Source organism: Flavobacterium psychrotrophum (assembly GCF_003403075.1).
Classification (GTDB): domain Bacteria; phylum Bacteroidota; class Bacteroidia; order Flavobacteriales; family Flavobacteriaceae; genus Flavobacterium; species Flavobacterium psychrotrophum.
The window spans coordinates 3,427,124-3,445,895 of sequence record NZ_CP031557.1 but is presented as its reverse complement, the minus strand read 5'-3'; the positions used below and the strand labels follow the sequence as shown (position 1 = coordinate 3,445,895).

Below are 18,772 nucleotides of genomic sequence, written 5' to 3'. Positions count from 1 at the left end.
ATTTCGTAAACATCATTATCTACATCATTTAGTCCACTGCCCACGAGTTCCGAGTAAAGGGCAGCAAGATTCACGGTTGTATCACAACCGGACATCTTGCCGATTGCGAAAAAAAACTGCAATCCCAAAAAAAGCCCTCCTGAGCGCCGTTCCGGTTTCAGGCAACATACGTGCAGTAAAAACCTCAAAGAAGGTATCCTCAGAAACCTCCATCGCCCTTTAAAAACAACGCATTCGAAACAGTAGCAGGTAGTGCATTTAAATCCCGTCGGCAATGCCTAGTGGTACTTTGTTCATTTCTTACAATCCCCAAGAATTCGTGACAACAATAACAAAGTTACGGCGGAGGCTTTCGGATTTCCAATCCCCGCTGAATTTCATCGGGGATCGTTTGGTAAAGGTTTAGTAACTTTGTAATGAAGATATTAACTAAAACATGATCGTTATGAATGCAGAAGAAAGAGCGCGTGTGTACGATACACTTTTAAGCGCACCGGGAATGGAAGATGCGGTTCGAATTGACATGAAAATCCCCAGGAAACAACTCCTGGTACTCAACCACATTTTAAGCCTGCCGGATTTATCCAAGGCCTCGGAACTACTCAAACACATTGATGGGGATTTATTCAGGGGGCTTAAAGAACTTGGCGGGGCGTTCCTGGAGAAATCGTCGCTGGTTGAGTTTAATGCCAAATTCATCAATGTAAACCAGTCGGGTTAAAAATCCCGAATTACCCTTAATTACTCCTGAATTACACTTTCTTCGAACCACCTTATTGTTACCCTTGCGGATTGTAATCGATGCAGCACGTAAAGACAGCCTATGGCTTAAAAAACAGGTTTGAATTAAGTGGAATTGCCACAAGTCGCTTCTGCCTTTTGAAAGCCTGCTGTTAGCGTACTGCGCAAATAGAAGCAGTATGGAAGCGGAAAATATAACATCAGGAAATACCCTGCTACGGTTTCTTATTGAGTTGGCACTCGGGCAGTGGAATGCACGGTTGGCAGTTACGGCAGGCGGTGCGTCAGCCATTGAAGGCGATCAGTTTGCCCGCCCGGAATCCGAAAGCCTATTAGCGGCACTACTTGGCGAGGAGCTGCGTAGCCTTGTGCTTCATAAGGCCTTTGTAAATCCCCATAAGAAGTATGGCTTTGTCCAAAACGGCCTTTTCCTTCTTGATGGGGATTTTTTAATCCGTGGCCTTACCAGTGGAGCAGCATTATTTCTCGGATGCTCGGAAGTGTCCCTTTACAGGAATGATTTTGTCGCTCTGCTGGACAAAACCTCGCAGCAGGAGTTTAATAAGGCAGTATCGGTGCTGGATGAGAAAACGGATTCTCCGGGCGAGCTTTTAGTGTTAAGGTTTAAAAGTAATAGGGGGGTAGCCTTGCAGGCGGATTGTTTTTTAACCCCGGTACATTACGGTAAGCAGCGGTTTGCGGTAAACCTCTTCGGCCTTAAGCCCTTACATCTATTTAGCAACAAGTTAAAAGAAAAAGACCGCCCAAAGCAGCATGATACAGTGCAAAAGGTCTACGATTTGATCCTGGCCCACCGCGATGGCCCTTTCCCTACGACACAGGCATTGGCCCGGCAATTTGGGACTAATGAATTCGAGCTCAAAAGGGATTTCAAAAAACGGATGGGTACCAGTATTTACCAATGCTATATTCAGGAACGCCTAAAGCGCGCCTATGTGCTTGTTATCGGAAGCGACCTGGCACTTTTAGAGGTTGCGCGCCAAAGTGGCTTTGATGATTATTCCACCTTTGCAAGGGCATTTCGAAAACAGTTTGGCAGCAACCCTGCTATAATACGGGAAACCGGTAAATAATTCCCGTATTTACTTTTTTAATTCCTGAATTGCAATAGGTTGAGTTTATTAAAGAAGGAAATTAGCAAAAAACTTAACCATGAACCTTCAATATAATAACAGGTCCATAGTATTTACTACATCCATCTTTTACATTGTCCTATTTGTATATGCGGCTGTGAGCAAGTTATTGGACTTCGAAAATTTCCAAGTCCAACTTGGGCAGTCACCAATACTTGGCAGTTTTGCAGGTGTGATTTCTTACGTGGTGCCGTTGGCCGAGTTGCTGCTTGCAGTTGTACTATTGATACCTAAATTTAGAAGATTTGGTCTTTACGCTTCGTTATCGCTTATGGTGATGTTCTCGGCCTATATCTACATTGTCCTGAAGTACGCTGCTTTTGTTCCGTGTTCTTGTGGCGGTATCCTGGAGAAGTTAAGCTGGCAGCAACATATAATTTTTAATCTCTGCTATGTAGCAGTGGCAATTATCGGGATTGTGTTTGCGGAGCTGCCCGAGGCCAAAAAAGTACTTCTTGTTACAAAACTAATTTTGTTAAGTGCATTATCGGTGTCTTTTATCGTTGCGCTGTATCTGTACTCAGAAAACCTCAGTCATTATCATAACAACTTTGTGAGACGCTTCCCTTATGATGCGCGGAAGGTTTCCGACACTGATTTGTCGTTTAATTCGTATTACTGGGTAGGCGCTGACAGTTCCTTTATTTATCTTGGAAATAACACGAACCCTTTGTTAGTGACACAGCTGAACTATAATCTAAAACCGACGAAACGTTTCTTACTCAAACTGGATGATTACTCGTTGCCTTTACAGGCATTGCACCTCAAATTCCGTGACTCCACATTTTACGCTGTCGACGGGAGTGTTCCGGCTGTATACAGGGGTAAGCTTGGTAACCCAACCCTTGCGTTGCGTTGGCGTGGGAAGCGCCCTTTTTCATATTTCGAATTTATTGATTCGCTTAGCCTTGTAACCAAAACCATTAATGAGGCGGACGGCCAGGGTGCCATAGGAAAGGTATTGCTGGGAGACGCCGGCAGAGAGGCGTTATTTACAAATTTACTTGAGAAACAGGTAGATGGTAATTTCGATGTCGATGGCACCTTTGCTTTTGACCCTGCTTCCGGCACGTTTGCCTATGTCTACAGATATAGGAATGGCATAATTTTAACCGGTCCCGAGCTTACTTCGCCCAGGCGCTTTACTACAATTGATACCTTTAAGATTGCCAACATAAAGTTAACCTATGTAAAGAGCCGAAATGAGCGGAAATTCGCATTACCCCCGGCTGTGGTAAACAAATCCTGTACACTCTCGGGCAACCACCTCTTTGTAAATTCTGACGTAAGGGGTCGTTTTGAGCCTGGAGAAATGTGGCGTCAGGCGAGTGTCATCGATGTGTATGACCTTCGCAATGGCGCCTACTTACAAAGCTTTTACATCTATGATATTGATGGTAAAAAGCTTACTGGTTTTCACATACACCAAGGAGTATTTTACGGTTTTATAGGAACCCATATCGTAAAATACCTTTTGCCAAAGGGCATTCATGAAACCCAACAGCAATTAATTAAAAAGAAATGAAGACATACTGCGCGGTATCAGGGGGAAGGCTGAAAACCTGCTAAGAGAGTAAGCCATAATTTAAATCGTTATATTATGAAATTATCTATTAAAAATCTGGTTCCGATTGCTGCTATGGCTATCGCTACCATCGGGGCGTATGCAACACAACATAAAGCAGAAAGCCCGAAAGCCTTTATTACCGTTCAGCCCGGTTTTGTGAAAGGTAATGACCTGGGCACTGTCTGTAACAACCAGACCGATTGTATGGTGGAAGCAGGACCAATCTGTACGGTTAGCGCAAGTGGCCCTTATTTTGGGCAACAACTTTGGGGCAAGACGGCCGCCGGCCGATGCACCGTTGAGCTGCATAAAATCCCTTAAAGGATTAAAAACAAAGCAGCTTCCCTATAGGAGCTGCTTTGCCATTATTTAAGTTTATCTGCTTTACACCATGAAGGCTCGGCTTCCCCTTTAAGATAATGGGCGAGCCAGGATTCGGTGCGCCACGTGAGGTCTTCCTGATGCTCTTTTTGCATCAGCACATGCCGCTCGTGTGGGTACAATAGCATAATGTTTCTCTTCCCCAGCCGCCTTAGCGCCATATGAAGCTGGATAGTCTGGTTGACATCCACCTGCTTGTCCTGCTTTCCCGCCCAGGAAAGTAAAGGCGTGGTAATTTTGTCCGCACTGGAGAGGGGCGAATTCTTTATATACAATTCAGGATTATCATAATACCCAGTTCCTAGGCGTACCTGATCCGACTCGGATTGATAATAATTAGGTATATAATTATTCCATGCCACCGTGAAGTAATTCGACCTGAGGTCTGTGATGGCAGCCCCTGCCACAGCGGTTTTAAACATCACGGTTTTTGAAATAATATAGTTGGTTTGGTAACCTCCCCACGAGTGGCCTACAAGCCCAACCCTGTTGGGCTCAACAGGCACAGTTTCAAATGTTTTTTGGACTGCTGCTCGTGTACAATCTAAGGCGCTATATCCCGGATCTCCTATTTGATAGGTAATGTCCGGTAGCAATACAAAATACCCTTGCGCCACGAGGTTTGTTATGTTAAAACCAGTGTGGTTGTAAAGCGATGGATTGATATAATCAAAAAAGCCATGGGATTGTGTTTCATAAATGTGGACGACCATCGGATATTTCCGGCTCGGGTTGTAACCTGCAGGATAATAAAGGATACCCTTTAGTTTGTTTCCTGAAGAATCTTCATAACCAATTAGTTCTGCACGGCCCCACGCGAAATGCTCCTGTTGGGTATTACTGCTATAAACGGTTTTTGGGGTATGTTTACCCGTTAACCGCACTGTTGGGGCTACCTGATAATTGTGAAAAACATACATCCAGCTTTTATTTGTTTTGCACGGAATTACATTCGCGATTTCTCCGGCTTCGGTTACTATCTTCGTGAGCCCTTTCTTCTGTTGCCATGTGTAGAATGAGGTATAGGCGTGTGCGTATTCTTTGACCGCTATGGGCCCACCGGTATCAATAACCTGAGGTGCATAACCATCCATGTTAACCTTTCCCTCGGGTTTTGAGGCAAACCTGAAGATGGAGGCCCCGTTACTTTTTGTTAAACGGATGGCGCTGCTGCCATCTGTGTCCAGCTTCCAAATGTTGAGAGGACTGTATACAAAGACAGCCGTATCGTCACTGCTCCAGCCCGCGAACCCTAACGCAGGTGTACCTGCGCGCTGGTGACCCGAGCCTGGTCCGGAATCCGCTACAGCTAACGTCAGGTTGCGGTGCGTGTCTTTGGTAATATCGTATACCCACCAATGGTTTCCTTTCTGATACAATATACATCTGCCCATGGGCGACACCTGCAAATAAGGAGGACTGTAGGCCCATTTCTCCAAGATTTTTTTCTGCTCTCCCGTTTCCAGAAATGTGAGTGTAATATCCACGGGCCCCCTGAAATTATTTTGGGGTTCGTATTGCCCCGGGTCAAAGCTCAACACAGCCTTTTGGTCACCGGTCAGTATAGTTGCAGGATCGTTGTGGACCGGGGTATAAAACCGGCCGGTCGCGGGCCACCACACGGCTACTTTTGCTACAGCATCCCAGTTCCGGATTTCTTCTTTCGCCGGATGTATGAATTTATCCGCTGTATTCCAGATATCAACGATTGGGTTACCCTCTTCAATTGTATCGGCTACGATGCCAAAGAACACTTTCGAGCCGTCATCGGAAATCGATAACGGCTTTAGAAATGTGCATGAGATTATTTTATCCTTTGGAAAATCCGGATGCCGTGCCGCATCAAATTCAAAAAATGCTTTGCCTTTGAGGTGGTAAAAACCTATTGTACCTTTAGTTCCGCTACCTCTCACATTGAGTGGATGTCGTTCAAATGCGATCTCCCCACCACGTTTGGACCACACCAGGTTGGCAAATACATGCCCGGTGCTTTCGGCAGCAATTATGGGGTTAGTAGACCCCTTTGGCGAGAGATGTAACACTCCTACCTGGTTTTGATTAGAGAGACCTACCGTATATGCCAGAGCATCGGCCGTAGTATTATAGGTGTATGCCGTTACGCCCGGTATTACCCTTTTGATGTTGGTAGTTAACCGTATAACCGACAAGGTATCGTTTTGCAGCATAAAAAGGTGGGAAGAATCCGCGTTTAGCCCATATGATTTTACATTTTTGAAGGCTTGCTGGGAACCGCTATCCAGGTGCTTCAGGTATAACGTTGCCAGCGCATCACGCACAAGGGCAAGCCCGCCAGCGGCAAAAAGCACGGATGCCCCTTGCGGATAATGGTACCTCTTACCGGTTTGGGTCTGCTGTAGGGTGAGGGTATCCTTCCCGTTTTCAAAGCGCGTGTGGTACGCAGCCCATCGGGCATCGTCCGATGCGCCGTAAAGTTGGGTCGTCCCCCAGAGGGAATAATCATCCTGGGTCAGACATGGTTTCTCCTGAGCAGGTACTGTGCCTATGCCCAATAGCATTACACAACTAAAAATCATGCCCTGCAAGGGCCTTGTTATGAACTTTTTCATTTTAATATCCCGGATTCTGTGGTGCTAAGTGCGTGTTGAGTAGTAATTCGTTTTGCGGCAGTGGTAGTAAGGCATCGGTAGTATCCCATCCCGGCTTTACCCCGGTTAGCGCCGTGTCAATTATTCCGTAACGTTTCAAATCAAAAAAGCGGTGGCCGTATTCGGTAAAGAGCTCAACCCTGCGTTCCTGCTGTATCGCAGCAAGGAGCTGTCCCTGCGACTGCGCCGCTGTAGGGGCAAGCCCTGCTTTTTGCCGTATAACGTCAAGGTCCTGCCTTGCCTGGGAGATGTTACCCAACATCAGGTTCGCCTCTGCCCGAATCAGGTACTGTTCTGAAAGACGTAAAACGATCTGGTATTCCAGGGAAACGGATGTGAGCCCGCGCTGTTTGTATTTGCTGGCATAGTACCAAAGGTTACCCGTTTCCCCCATTTCTGCGATCCAATGTTGCTTTCGCAGATCGCCTGGCTCGAAAGCTGCAACCAATCCAGGGGTAAGGGCTACGGTTGGGGGAGGGGTTGTTGTAAAAATGTAATGTGCACCGTCTTCTGTATTCTGCCCCTCACCGGCAGGTGTGAGCTGCCATATCGTACCGGTACTTTCTTTAAGGAACGCTGTATCGAGGTCATCCGGGATTGAGAAAGCGGAAGGGTCTGCTATTACAAGCGATGCCGTATCGGCTGCTGCCTCCCAATTTTGGCTAAAGAGGTAGACCCGGGCGAGTAATGCCCGGGCCACGGCCTTGTTTGCGCGTGTCTTTTCCGGGTTTGTGTATATTTCCGGTAAATTTTGCACGGATTCGATAAGGTCTGCCTCCAGGCGTTCATATATTTCCTGCTGGTGCATACGGGTGGCCTGCATGTTGATGCGATAGTCTGTGGTGGTGATATATGGAATCTCACCATATAGGTTTACCAGGTAAAAATGTAATAAGGCCCGTATAAAAAGCGCCTCTGCGCTTAATACCTGCTTGTCCTGCTGTGAAAGTGCCTGGGAGGCATCTGTACCTTCGATTATAGCATTTACACTGTAGATGATCTGGTAGGCATCAGCCCACCAACCGGTAATGTCAGAGTTTGTCGGCAGTATGCTGTTGGTGTAGAAGGTGCTGGTGTTGTCGGTGGCTCCCGCGTAAAAGTCGAGCTCGTCCGTATAGCACCCCATTCTGCTGCCGATACCGTTAGTGCCCCCGCGTAGGAAGCCCGTATCCCGAATTTTCGCATACACAGCTGCAAGGGCGGCATTCGCTGTCGCACGGTCCTGGAAAACGACTGTTGCGGTGAGCTGGTTGGACGGGAGGTCTACTTCGGTAAAACTTTCACAACCGGTGTGTATCGGGCATAACGCTAAAAGCAATGCTGTGCGGCTCAGGTAGTTTCGTATCTTAATCTTTTTCATGGTTTGAATGTTTAAAAAGTAAATTGAAGCCCGCCGGTTATGGTGCGCAGTGGCGGTAAATAACCTATAATGGCAAATTCGGGATCGGCACCTTTGTATGGGGTAATTGTTAAGAGGTTTTGGGCCCTAAGGGTCGCGGTGCATTGCAGACCGCTGAGCCATTTTTCGGGTATCTTGTAGGAAACTGAAATATTCTTAAGGCGTATAAACGAGGCATCGGTAATGGCCCCGTCGCTGATCATGTAATTACTGTAGGCCGTAGCAGCCGGGCCACTGTATCCTGCAGTGAAAAGCTGGTACGGGGCGGTATCGCCGGGCGATTGCCAACTTCTGGCCATGGCGGCAGGTTGGTTGGAAAAGCTACCGGGTGCACCTAACTGGGTTTCAGCCTTATACGCGTCCTTTTTTACAAACTGTAAAAGAAAATCCAACTGCCAGTTGTGATAGGTAAGCTGGTTTTGCAGCCCACCGAAAAAACGGGGATTCAGGTTGCGGATGGTTTGCCGGTCCTCGGTCGGTGTAATAGCCCCGTCACCGTTTACATCTTCAACGGTATACAACCCTGTAGTGGGATCTATACCTGTGTATTTGTATAACCGGACAATATTAAGGGGTTGCCCAATGACGTATTGACTGGCGTAAGTAGATGCCTCAAGGCCAGAGAACTCAATAAGCTTATTGTTTGCCGCAGTGAGGTTTATGCTGCTGACCCATCGCAGGGAAGCGGTGTCGATATTAACGGCGCGGAGGGTGAGCTCAAGACCGCTGTTCTCTACGGTTGCATCCAGATTGGCCTGCAGGGCGCTAAAGCCTGTTGTGGCGGGAAGCGGTATGCCCACCAGTTGGCTGGATGAGCGGTTGCGAAACCAGCTTGCGGTAGCAAAAATCCGGTGATTTAAGAAACCCAGCTCCAAGGCGGCTTCAAATTTTGTGTTTTTTTCCCAGCCAAAATCCGGATTGTATAACCTTGTAGGGTTCAGCCCGACAACACCGGAGTAGTTGCTGCTGCCAATCCCGTAGGTATTCAGATACTGGTAGTCCCCAATCTGGTCGTTACCACTGCTTCCGTAGCTTGCGCGCAATTTCCCAAAACTTAGGAAATGCACATTATCCATTAGCAGTGCCTCCTGGCTGAAGATCCATGCCGCACCGATAGCGCCAAAATTTGCAGTACGCCTTTCTGGTCCGAAACGGCTTGAGGCATCCCTGCGCCCGGTAAGGTTGATAAAGTACTTCTCTTTCCAGTTATAATTCACCCGTGCGAATCCTGCGTTGTACTTGTATACCGTCTCAGTATCGCGCAAGGCAAAAAGCAATGTTGCCGCCGAGAGGTTATAGATCAAGGCGTTGGATGTAAAACCTTCCGCCATGTGTACGAGTTGACTGTCGGCCTGCTTTTGGGAAGTACTTCCCAAAAGCACGTTTAAGGTTCCCGAGCCAAGGGATTGCGTCCAGTTGAGTTGCGGTTCTATAATCCATGAACTCCTGCGTGCATTGTTAAGGTATAATGTAGAAAACTCACTAGTAGCCTCCCACGCCGGGTCGTACATAGTAGAGGGCAGTGTTTTGGTTTCCCTCGTGCGCGTGTCGCTGAAGCCAAAACTGGTTTTTAGGGAAAGCCCCTGCACGATATTATAACTCAGGGTCATGTTGGATATGAGGTCCTGCGTAGTAGCGATATATTTACTTTCGAGGTTGCTCAATGGATTGGTCCAGGTACTGCCCTCCCAGTTAAGGGTCCCGTCAGGATTGTACAATGCCGGGGCATTGGGTGCCAAAAGCAGGGAAGTCCTTGTAAAGTCGGTACCGGGCTGGTTGTTTTGCTGCGCTGTGTATCCCGCGCTAAAGCCAAGGGTGAACTTCTGGTCCTGCGAGGTATGGTTCACCGAAGCCCTGAAATTGCCTTTCCGGTATTTAAAATCGCCGGGAAAAACGGTTGTTTCATTATGGTAGGAGGCCGAGGCAAGGAACTGTGTTTGCCCGCTTCCACCGGAGGCTGAGGCTGTGAGGTCGTTATAGGTGGCCGTGCCACCAATGAGCTCTTTTTGCCAGTCGGTGTAGCGCTCCTGATCCCAGATGCCGTTGATGTCGTAGGCGGCAGCCGGATAGGGGGTGACCCCATCGTTGGCGAATGCTGCGGCGCGCATGGCGAGGTATTGCGATGTGTCCATCATGTCAATGAAGTGCGAAACGCCTGCAAAACCGCTGCTGACCCCAAGGTTGAATTCGGTCTTGCCGGCGTGTCCTTTTTTGGTAGTGATCAGGACAACGCCGTTGGCCCCCCGTGAGCCATAGATGGCCGTGGCATCGGCATCTTTGAGCACTTCTATGCTGGCAATGTCCGAAGGGTTTATACTGTTAAGGGGGCTAAGCGAGCCCTGGATGATATTTGAGGTATTGCTATCACCCATGCTTTGGGAGGCGTATGGTACCCCGTCAATAATGTAGAGTGGGGCATTGCCTTCCGGGCGCAGGCTGTTTACCCCGCGTATTTGTATGTTAAACCCCCCACCGGCCACCCCGGTATTCTGCACGATATCTACCCCGGCCATACGCCCCTGCAGGGCGCCCAGGACATTTGTTACAGGCTGCTTTTCTATCTCTTTGGCTGTAACACGGGATATGCTGCCGGTACTTTGTTTTTGGGAGACGCTGTAATACCCGGCATTTACAACAACTTCCTCAAGGCTTGTGGCCTCCGGTTCCAGCACAATGGTGCCTAGGTCGTACCCGGTTATCGTTATTTCGATCCGGCCATATCCCAAAAGCTGCACCAGAAGCACATCGCCGGGGGCGGCATGGATTGCAAAACGGCCTTCTGTATTGGTGAGGGCTGTGGTGGTTGTCCCTTTAATGGAGACCGATACACCCGGTAGCGGCCCTGTGGCGTCGGTGATGATGCCTTGGGTTTCCTGTTGCACTACTGCAAACAAAAGAGGATGTGTTGTTATATGGGCATTTACTGTAGCGGGGAGAAAGATTATTAAAAAATAAAAAATACACTCCCTGCCTTTGCCCAATATGTAAATTTTCATAATATTGGTAAAGGTTAATAAAACAATTGTTTTGTTAGTCGCATACGGCCTTCTGTGATCGACCGCCAAGTAGAAATCAGAAGGCTTTTCTTGTTAAATAGTATAGTAAGTCTGTAGATTTTCCTTCCCCATACGCAATTCAGGTATTTATTCAACAATCGGTTTAATTTAAAACATCCTGCACCTTTCCCTCCAAGGTTACTAACCCAATGTGAATTCAGACGGATTGGGCGCAGGACTATCTTAGGACCATTATGGCAAAAAATCAAATGAATTGCGAAACCAAGAAACGGTTTGCTTAGAATCAGCGAGTGTAGTTCCTAAAAAGGAGGCGTGGGTTTAAACTCAACATATTCGTTTCCGCGGTACTGCTAAGAACCAACACACGAATAAGTGAGCCCACGCCGTATGGCGTGAGCATTTACACTTAGTCATCTCGCGTGTCTTTAAATTAGCAGTTTTCGGAAACGAGACTCCAAGCGAACGCTTCATATATATTATAAGAAGTTTCGCAAAAATAAACTTTTTCTCCTACTTATTTAAGTGGATTTTCAAATATATAATAATTAATCGGTACGCCAAAGCGTACCGATTAATTATTTCTAAAATAGTTACTTGCAGTCGTGGAAAAGCAACTTGAAGAACATATCAAGATTAAAATTGCCGTAACCCTTCAATATCTTTTAGAAAAAAAGAAGAAAATTGAAAAGGTAGACGGTAAACACGATGATGATGTTAGCAGTTACAACAAGATTGCTAACATTGCTGATATCAGAAAAGCGACTGTTTCCAACATATTTAATGCTAAAACAACTCCAGCAAGTTCTACTTTGGTATCAATTATAGAAGCTATGGGATTCAAACTCTCTGATTTTGCTAAAATCTTTGATTCACTGCAAGAGGGCGATCTTAAAATTTAATTTTAATAAATTGCTTCCTCTGAAATTTAAAGAAGTTAGCTTTTGTATTTGCACTTCCTTTTAATTTGATAATTTAGTATCTTAATCTTTAGTGAAATCACCATTTATCTCATTTTGGTTATTTTTTACTTACTATCTAATTAACATTTGTCATGACAGCAAACATTTTTATAAGTCAAATTATATTCAAAACAGGTCTTACAATTCAGTTAAAGAAAGATTCGGTAGTTCTTTTTGTCGGGCCCAATAATAGTGGAAAAAGTTTAGCTCTTAAAGAAATTGAAAAAACTTCCAATGGTAGCAACCAGTCCTCCAAGATCATCGAAAATATTGTAATCAAAGCAGAGGGAAGTGCAGAGGATTTTCTTAAAAGAATTGAGCATAGACTAAAAGATGGTGGTTATAAGTATTATCATGATTATAATTCAGGGATGGATGCAACGACTTTAAAGAGTTATTGGTCAAGCTTAATTGGCGGAAATAATAAGGTTGGAGCACCAGCTGTTGCTAATTTTTTTCTAAAAAAGCATGACACAATTGGTAGATTAAACCTTGTAGCACCTGCGGGCAATATTGATATTATGACTGAACTAAAAACTCATCCTATACATGACTTAAAACAAGATCAAGAAAAAGAAAGAACTTTTTCACAATTTTTCAGAGCCGCTTTTGGAGAAGATATCATTGTTAATCATGGCTATGGTGCTTCTGTACCACTTCATGTCGGTACTCCACCAACTAGTTCTACAGAAAATGACAGAGTTTCTAAGCAATATCAGATGGAATTGCGAAAATTACCGTTTCTTCACGAGCAAGGGGATGGAATGAAAAGTTTCGCGGGAGTATTTCTGAGTCTTTTTATCGAGAATTTTTCTATTAACCTTGTTGATGAGCCTGAAGCATTTTTACATCCTCCACAGAGTTTTCTTCTCGGTCAGATGATAGCACAGACCACGAATTCTCGTAAACAACTATTAGCGGCGACCCATAGCGAACATTTTCTTAAAGGGCTTTTGGACAGTGCCTCTGAACGCTTAATAATTGTTCGTATACAACGTATGGGAAATACAAATGATATTCATGTCTTAGAAAATTCAGAAATAGTGAAGGTCTGGAACGACACTTTGCTTCGACATTCTAATATACTTGATGGATTATTTCACAAAAGAGTTGTTCTAGTAGAAAGTGATTCAGATTGCCGTTTCTATAGTGCTTTAACTGGTGCTATTACGGATGATTATAAATTGTCATCTCCTGATATATTATTTGTACCAGCTGGCGGTAAAGAGAGATTTCCGGTAATTATTAAGGCTTTAAAAGCATTAAATGTTCCTCTCACTATAATTGGAGATTTTGATCTCTACCAGAATGAAAATCCATTACGCAAGATGTATGAAGAATTGGGAGGTAATTTTGATGAAATTAAAGAAGATGTAAAGAAAGTTAAGAAAGGGATTGATGAAAAAATAGTCAGCTTAAAGACCGAGGAGTTCAAGAAGAAATTGGAAACTATTTTATCTAAAATGACGGAAAGGGATGTTCCGCAAGATACAATTAAAGAATTGCAAAGTTTAATAAAACAGCCGTCTGCGTGGAAACAGGCAAAATCCTCTGGCAGATTTTATCTCCCGGCAGGTGAAATTACATCAGCATTTAATCGCGTACAGTCTCAACTTGAGAAGCTTGGTATTTTAATACTGGAAATAGGTGAAATTGAAGCTTTTAATAAAAATGTTGGAGGGCATGGTCCCAAATGGGTTAATGAAGTTTTACAACAAGGTATCTTAAATTCTCGAGATATGGAAATAGCGAGGTCTTTTGTAAAAGACAAGATTCTGAAATTGTAAATTTAAATTTTTTAGTAAAAATTGATTTCAAATGGTCGAATAAGCAAGCATAAACCGAATGAATTCAAGCGGTAAAAATATTAATCCTAATTGTCAATATTTTAATAGAGTAAACAAATTATTATGATCGTAAATAACCTGACTTCGAAAAATCATCATTTTCATATTGTAGAGTTATTCAAGGACGCCGTAGAAGTTACAGTTATCAGCCCTTTTATAACACAATTTTCCGACCTGATGCCATTTGAGACTTTCAGAAATCTTAAGCATATAACTTTTGTTACAACTATGATGGGTTACGACAGGTTTCAATACTCAAAAGTCCGGTATTTAAAGAGTTTGTATGATAAGCTCCGTCATTCAGGTGTTACAATTACTATCTTAATAGAAAATTCACTACACGGCAAAATCTATATTGCAGATTATACCGACGGTAGCCTCAAGGCGATTGTCACATCTGCTAATTTTACGAGGCTTGGGCTAATGAAGAATAATGAATGGGGAAACGCGCTGTCTAACAAAGACGATATACTTAAAATTAAGGAAGGCATATCAAATAAAGTGCTGCACGAACCTGTAGGTGAGAGTTTTATTGATGAATGCCTACTCAAGATAAAGGAGAATCCCATGCCTGACCAGCCATACTGTGGCATCGAATTAAATCTTGAATCTCTTTTAAAACTAAAGCGACAGCCGATTGGGGTATCAGAAAGTGCAACATTTTGGCTGAAGCCTATTGGCGTGTCAAGCAACCCGATACCTACCGACTGGAATTATGACCGGACAGAAGATAAAATGCATTTTGCACGAAATCCGGCAGGAGTCAAAAAAAATGACATCTTAATTTGCTATGCAGTCGGTCACCTTAACCTTTTAGCAGCTTATCGTGTGTCGTCTGAAAGTGATAATACTAAGTTGCCAGATGATCGATGGCCCTATTTTGTCTTTGCGGAAAATCTTACACCTGTTTATGGCGGTAACTGGGCAGCTGCAAACCTAACTATATCCCAACAGCGCCTAAATGTGCTCAATAAAAAACTTTTCGACATCACTCCAAGCGGTAAAATACGTTCGGCAGCTTAATGCAGGGAGCAGATAAAATACGCCTGACAAGGGAGTTCGGAACCTATCTCTTGGCACAGCTACAGTTAGCCGAGCGCCAGATTACTGAGGCCAGTGAAATAGGTTTGTCGGTTCGAGAATAGGCAGGTCAGCAAAGAAAGATTCAACAAATTTGTCTGTAATAAAAGGAAGGAAATTGCTTATCCATATATAGTCTTCAATAATGATTTCGGGTCTACTTATTATGAGAGTTTCCAAATCTTTACCCGTTACGATCTTTCGTAGCTTTACGATGAATTGTTCAAGTACGAGTTTATTGTTTTCATTGAGGTCATCGGTAATAAAATCATATAGATAGGGCTGATCGCGATAAAAATAAAAAATAATTTTCGTCTCTGACAATTGTCCATTCCTGAAGTTGATTTTTTTAATAGGGTAAGTGAATTCCTGGTTCCCCAAATCAATTTTGAATTTTATTCTTTCGTTAAACAGCATGACTTGATTATCGTAGACTAGTATTTCAATACGCAACGCAGGCCTTTGCGGCTTTACCTCTATTAGTTTGTCTTTTATACGGCTGTTGGTAAACCATGCCACGGCTATATAGACAGATTCTCTGGCGGCATCGATCTGGTCAAAGATTACTTTTTCGATTCCCGCGGTATATGGTGTAATTGTGTATTGCATCAATATCATGTCTTATTATAAAAGTACTATTTTTCTTTAAAAACAGCGATAGGATGCCAATATTGTAAATCATTAAACCTAAATAATTTCCGATATTGCACCCGATAACTGAGTTCCAGCGGGCATTGCAATTTTAATATCTTTGTTATTCTTTTGAATTGCAGGCGCTCTCTCAGGATCAGGATATTGCCTTAACGTTATCAGCAATTCTTACAATAGAACTGTGCTTTATGAGATACTATAATTTACTTACATCGGTTAAGTCCCGCCTGTTTCGTTTACTTAGTGAGCTGAAATATCCCCTATTATTTTCCTTAGCTGCTCTATTGTTTATTGATGCACTCACGAGGATATATCTTGATTATATTGCTAATCCGATATTAAGTAAATTTACAAGCTCGGTATTTGCTGATGGACTTTTTTTTGGAATTGCCATTTATGTGATTGTTTCTTTAATCACTAAATTTAGGAAAGGCTATTATGTGAAGGGAAGCCATGTTGTCATGTGTACCATTGGTTTGTTTTTCTACGTTTATTTCCGTTTCTGTACCCTTACCAACCTTTTCAGACCGTTTTATAGCATCGATTCTTTAAAGTATACCGATGTATTTTTATTTTTGCTTGCCCATCCAATTTTACTGAAGCTTTTTTCTTTTTTTAAGAGCAAAGCATCAGTGCCTTTAGCGGGCTCCGCTGGATCTTTTTCAGCAGTTAACCCAATCAAGAGCAAAAGCGAAGATGTTTTAGGCAGGGCATCACGCGCGCAGAGACTGTCTGTGGAGATTAGAAACTACAAAGCTTCTGAATCGTTAGCCGTGGGTGTCGTAGGCGAATGGGGAAGTGGTAAAACCTCTTTTTTTTATATGGTTAAGGAATCGATTGTGGAGGGTAATGATAGAAATATAATAATCGATTTCAACCCCTGGTTAAACATATCGATAGATTCCATTGTAGAAGATTTTTTCAAGACCCTTGAAAAGTCGCTTGAGGGATACAGCCTTAACATCGCCAGAACAGTAAGGGAATATGCGCATAATGTAGTAGGTCTTCATAAGAACAATTTTGCTGATGCGCTACTCAAGGGTAGTGATTTGATCTTGGATTTAAGTCTTATTGAACGGTTTAACCTGCTTAATAATTTACTTAAAAAACTAAACAGGCGGGTATATATCTTTATAGATGATTTTGATCGGCTCCAGCCCAATGAAATCTTTGAGACTCTTAAACTTATACGCAATACTGCCGGATTTGACTCATTTACGTATGTTGTTGCTTATGACAGAGACTATCTTGTTGAATCATTGGAACGGTATGGCATTCCAAAGGCAAACACATTTTCGGATAAAATATTCCAAATCGAAGTTGAAATATTGCCTGCCACTACTGAACAGATACACGGTCATGTCATTAAGATACTAACCGGGGCATTTCCCAGTAGTGAAAGAGAAATAAGCGCTTTTTTCATTGAACGGTATAAATTGCTCGCCAAGTTGGGAACTCTCAGAAACGTAACTGCCTCACTTCGGAATATCCGCGATGTTGAGCGGTTTATGAACAGTTTTATTCCTGATTACAATGCAGTTGTAAACGAGGTCCTATTCCAAGATTATTTTATCCTTAAACTATTGAAATTTAAGTATTACACAGCTTATAGCTTTTTATTTAGCTACAAGGAAGACCTCCTGACACTTGAAGATTTAAATAGAGCGCAGGGTAAAACCCCAAAATATATTTTAAAACGGGCAGATAGCAATGAGAAAAGTAAAAACAAGAACCATTATGATATCTTTACAGGTTCTCTTTTAGAATTTTTTTTAAAATCAGGGAGGTCCTATACTGAATCGGAGCTCAATGATGTGCGAGCCCTGATAAATAATCTTTTATTCGACGAGCAAAAGGGCACGCTATCCATAGTATACGAAGCTAATTATAGTTAAGCAGGAGCTCTATTTGCGCTATAATAATATCCTGTGTGGTGCGGTCTATGTGGGTGTACTCTTCCCTTATTTTTTCAAATATATCAGCTATGTAGCGCTCTTCTTTTTCCGAAAGATGCAAGGCCTCATTAACTTCATAAGAAAAAAAACCATAGTGCTTTATGTTCTCGGCAATCGGATAGGTGAATAACAAATCCGGATGGATGACCAATGTGTAGCCATTTCCGGCGATATTGCCCAATATTTCGGCATGAGGGATAGCTACCGACTGTACTTGTTTTGGCGCAATAAAGGTCATAACACCTTTGTCATAATCATAGTACTGCCCACCATAACGCACTTTACTGTCAACCCCTTTTTTAAGCGATATACAATAAAAGTTCAGGTTAAACTGTTTCCATATCCTCGTGTCTTCAACCTGTATTTCAGATACGTTAAAAACACTTATAAGCGGGTGCAGCGGGTCGGGCAAACCCACCAAACGGTGAAATTCCGTTACAGAATTAATGGTAACCATACGTCTGTTATGCTTTATAGCCGGGTAGCAACACTATGCTTCCCTGAAAAATATTTTAATTCCCTAAAATCTGCTCCCTTATCTCTTTCCTAAAGGCTTCATTGCCTATCTCAAGGCGCCTTTTATACATAGCATTAGCATCCTGGCCTGCTATATAGCGTATCTGGTCTTTACCATCGGTAGCAGCTTCATAAATCACTGTTGCTATATCTTCGGGTTTTGCGGCAGCGTCCATCATTGCATTCACAATGGTAAAGAGTTTGTCTTCCAAATCTTTGTATCCGGAATGCGAAGCTGTATCGAGCGAACGCCCTAAAAAATCAGTTGCTATCCCGCCCGGAGCTATGGTCTTAATGCGAATGTTGTGCAGCCCTAATTCAAATGACATACCTTCAGACCAGCCCTCAATACCAAATTTAGCTGCATGATACAGGCTGTGCAATGGAAAAGTCAGGAAGCCACCCATGGAGGTTGTACTTATAAACAGGCCGCTTTTCTTTTCCCTAAAATACGGAATAAATGCCTTGGTTACCCGTATTACCCCTAATAGGTTGGTGTTGATTTGCCTTAGCACCTGTTCATCCGTTAATGCTTCAAGTGAACCCATTAATCCATACCCCGCATTGTTAAACACAACATCAACGTTATGCTCTTTTACAGTCTTGTTTACGGTTTCTGTAATCTGTTCAGGATTAGTGACGTCCAGCGGCAGCAGCGTTATATCTTCCAAGCTATTAAGTTCTGTTTCCTGATTTGGGTTGCGCATGGTCGCAATTACATGCCATCCTTTATCATGAAACAGCTTTGCGGTGGCTTTGCCAAGTCCGGAAGATGCTCCGGTAATAAAAATTGTCTTTTTCATTTTTGTCGTATTAATTATGGTACAAATTTCGGATTGACAATGAGATAAAATGTATCCGTAACGGATAAGGTTGTA

The 18,772-nt window shown here is 43.4% G+C and carries 14 protein-coding genes; 8 read left to right on the top strand and 6 right to left on the bottom strand.

Annotated features, from left to right (window positions below; genetic code table 11):
- Positions 1–436: 436 nt before the first annotated feature.
- From DYH63_RS14745 to DYH63_RS14730, 4 genes are all read left to right on the top strand, one after another.
- On the top strand, positions 437–721 hold the full coding sequence (locus tag DYH63_RS14745; RefSeq protein WP_116789522.1) for a hypothetical protein: 285 nt from the start codon (positions 437–439) through the stop codon (positions 719–721).
- Between the two features lie 199 nt (positions 722–920).
- A complete protein-coding gene (locus DYH63_RS14740; protein WP_116789521.1) occupies positions 921–1,835 on the top strand; it encodes a helix-turn-helix transcriptional regulator in 915 nt (304 codons plus the stop codon).
- Between the two features lie 79 nt (positions 1,836–1,914).
- A complete protein-coding gene (locus DYH63_RS14735) occupies positions 1,915–3,420 on the top strand; it encodes a MauE/DoxX family redox-associated membrane protein (RefSeq protein ID WP_116789520.1) in 1,506 nt (501 codons plus the stop codon).
- 75 nt (positions 3,421–3,495) lie between these two features.
- Positions 3,496–3,783, top strand: a complete 288-nt coding sequence (locus DYH63_RS14730; RefSeq protein WP_116789519.1) for a DUF6520 family protein — start codon at positions 3,496–3,498, stop codon at positions 3,781–3,783.
- Between the two features lie 44 nt (positions 3,784–3,827).
- Here the strand turns inward: DYH63_RS14730 and DYH63_RS14725 are convergent, their stop codons facing one another.
- From DYH63_RS14725 to DYH63_RS14715, 3 genes are read right to left on the bottom strand one after another with little or no spacing between them, the layout of a single operon-like run.
- Positions 3,828–6,398 carry an alpha/beta hydrolase family protein gene (locus DYH63_RS14725; protein ID WP_162927047.1) on the bottom strand — a complete coding sequence of 857 codons (2,571 nt, stop codon included), beginning with the start codon at positions 6,396–6,398 and terminating at the stop codon, positions 3,828–3,830.
- A 34-nt stretch (positions 6,399–6,432) separates the two neighbouring features.
- A complete protein-coding gene (locus tag DYH63_RS14720) occupies positions 6,433–7,830 on the bottom strand; it encodes a RagB/SusD family nutrient uptake outer membrane protein (RefSeq protein WP_116789517.1) in 1,398 nt (465 codons plus the stop codon).
- 11 nt (positions 7,831–7,841) lie between these two features.
- Positions 7,842–10,865 carry a SusC/RagA family TonB-linked outer membrane protein gene (locus DYH63_RS14715; RefSeq protein WP_116789516.1) on the bottom strand — a complete coding sequence of 1,008 codons (3,024 nt, stop codon included), beginning with the start codon at positions 10,863–10,865 and terminating at the stop codon, positions 7,842–7,844.
- 623 nt (positions 10,866–11,488) lie between these two features.
- On the opposite strand from DYH63_RS14715, the gene DYH63_RS14710 reads away from it, so the two are divergent.
- From DYH63_RS14710 to DYH63_RS14700, 3 genes are all read left to right on the top strand, one after another.
- On the top strand, positions 11,489–11,785 hold the full coding sequence (locus tag DYH63_RS14710) for a helix-turn-helix transcriptional regulator (RefSeq protein ID WP_116789515.1): 297 nt from the start codon (positions 11,489–11,491) through the stop codon (positions 11,783–11,785).
- Positions 11,786–11,937: 152 nt separating this feature from the next.
- A complete protein-coding gene (locus tag DYH63_RS14705) occupies positions 11,938–13,632 on the top strand; it encodes an ATP-dependent nuclease (RefSeq protein WP_116789514.1) in 1,695 nt (564 codons plus the stop codon).
- Positions 13,633–13,755: 123 nt separating this feature from the next.
- On the top strand, positions 13,756–14,715 hold the full coding sequence (locus DYH63_RS14700) for a restriction endonuclease PLD domain-containing protein (protein ID WP_116789513.1): 960 nt from the start codon (positions 13,756–13,758) through the stop codon (positions 14,713–14,715).
- 81 nt (positions 14,716–14,796) lie between these two features.
- Here DYH63_RS14700 and DYH63_RS14695 read toward each other — a convergent pair whose 3' ends face one another.
- Positions 14,797–15,381, bottom strand: a complete 585-nt coding sequence (locus DYH63_RS14695) for a phospholipase D-like domain-containing protein (RefSeq protein WP_116789512.1) — start codon at positions 15,379–15,381, stop codon at positions 14,797–14,799.
- Between the two features lie 230 nt (positions 15,382–15,611).
- On the opposite strand from DYH63_RS14695, the gene DYH63_RS14690 reads away from it, so the two are divergent.
- The gene (locus DYH63_RS14690) at positions 15,612–17,318 is read left to right on the top strand and encodes a KAP family P-loop NTPase fold protein (RefSeq protein WP_162927046.1); all 1,707 of its coding nucleotides are present in this window, start codon (positions 15,612–15,614) and stop codon (positions 17,316–17,318) included.
- Here the strand turns inward: DYH63_RS14690 and DYH63_RS14685 are convergent.
- Positions 17,305–17,835 carry a hypothetical protein gene (locus tag DYH63_RS14685; RefSeq protein WP_116789510.1) on the bottom strand — a complete coding sequence of 177 codons (531 nt, stop codon included), beginning with the start codon at positions 17,833–17,835 and terminating at the stop codon, positions 17,305–17,307. The genes DYH63_RS14690 and DYH63_RS14685 overlap by 14 nt on opposite strands.
- Positions 17,836–17,890: 55 nt before the next feature.
- Positions 17,891–18,697, bottom strand: coding sequence for an SDR family oxidoreductase (locus DYH63_RS14680; RefSeq protein WP_116789509.1), 807 nt, complete (start codon positions 18,695–18,697; stop codon positions 17,891–17,893).
- Between the last annotated feature and the right edge of the window lie 75 nt (positions 18,698–18,772).